Genomic DNA, 1,326 nt, shown 5'->3' with positions numbered 1-1,326 from the left:
GTGGAAAAAGCACCAAGTTCAAGAAGATAGACGACAGCATCCACAAAGAACACTACGATAGAATGCACCAAAAACTCACACAAAACCCACACTATGCTAAGAAAATGGTACGAGTGAGAAGCAAAACAGTAGAACCTGTAATTGGAACATTAGTCAATTTCACCAATATGAAGCGAGTAAATACGCGAGGAATTAAAAACGCCAACAAACACGTTTTGATGGCAGCATTAACTTATAATCTTAAGAAATATTTGAAGTTTATCACCAAAAAAACCAAAACAAAAGCTGGAATAGTATGTGAAAATGAAACAAAAGCACAGACCTTACTAAAAACGGCTTTCACTGACTTGAAAAGCTGGTTTTTAAGCGCATTATTTTTTACAAACTATAACTTTAATTCAAAAAAAAACCTCGCTTAAAGTCCCGACACTTCGGGATAAACGAGGTTGTTTTTTGTATCTATTTAAAATATTTAATCTTTGAGAGAGGTTGTGCAACGGCTACGCCTGTTAACTGTAGTTTTTATTGTATTCTTTGTCTAAAGCTAAATTCCAAAATGGTTTTAATTCAACATTTTGATGTAAAATATTAAAATCATTGATTGTCATATTGCTGAATGTGATTTGATCAGTTTCTAAATTAATTAGTTCAACAGTTTCATTTTCTTTTTTTATGTAAATTACATTATCTGTTAACTTTATCTCACTAATATTTCCAGAGTATAATTCGGTTACAATTAAATTTTCAATACTAAATACATAATCATTATGCTTTTCAGTATATATCACAATTAATTTATCTCCAATCCATTTTATAAATCGAAAGTCAAACCCATAATCTGAATGGTTACTTTTCAGTTTCCAATTTAAAATTAAGCCATTTGAATGTTTTATTTTCACCCAACTTCTTCCATATTCTTCGCCTTGATACCAAGCAAGTTTGTTTTTATCAATTGAAATGTTTTTGTATTCAATACTATGGTTGCCTTTTTCGCTTTCCCATTCAATTAAACCATTTTCATTCAATACATCAAAGCCTTCGTCCCAAAGATTTTCTTCTATTTCTTTCCAAAAATTCATAATATGCTAAATATTCTAATTTCAGATTATTTTTTAAATAATATTTTTGTTTTCACGCGTTTTCTGTAAAATTACAGTTAACTTGTATATACCCGCTACAAAGTAGCGCATATACACCCAAAACAGGGTAGATAGGCGCTATTGAATAGCGTATTTGTTTCAAAAATAGAAATAAAAGTTGTATTACAAATCATCAAAAGGACTTTTGATTTGTTGAATACTTTTCGTACTAACATGAGTATATATT

2 protein-coding genes are annotated in these 1,326 nt (G+C 29.6%); one reads left to right on the top strand and one right to left on the bottom strand.

What is annotated here, in order from left to right:
- On the top strand, positions 1-419 hold a 419-nt coding region (locus WFZ85_RS15980), incomplete at its 5' end, for a transposase (protein WP_342697251.1).
- Between the two features lie 90 nt (positions 420-509).
- On the opposite strand, the gene WFZ85_RS15975 is transcribed toward WFZ85_RS15980, so the two are convergent.
- Positions 510-1,079, bottom strand: coding sequence for a hypothetical protein (locus tag WFZ85_RS15975; RefSeq protein ID WP_342697250.1), 570 nt, complete (start codon positions 1,077-1,079; stop codon positions 510-512).
- Between the last annotated feature and the right edge of the window lie 247 nt (positions 1,080-1,326).

The organism is Flavobacterium aureirubrum, assembly GCF_038739835.1.
Lineage (GTDB): Bacteria > Bacteroidota > Bacteroidia > Flavobacteriales > Flavobacteriaceae > Flavobacterium > Flavobacterium aureirubrum.
This window is presented reverse-complemented; position numbering and strand designations above follow the sequence as displayed.

Bases quoted from the DNA above. Each gene is read 5' to 3' on its own strand.
- WFZ85_RS15975 (WP_342697250.1), bottom strand. From the start codon at position 1,079: ATGAATTTTTGGAAAGAAATAGAAGAAAATCTTTGGGACGAAGGCTTT.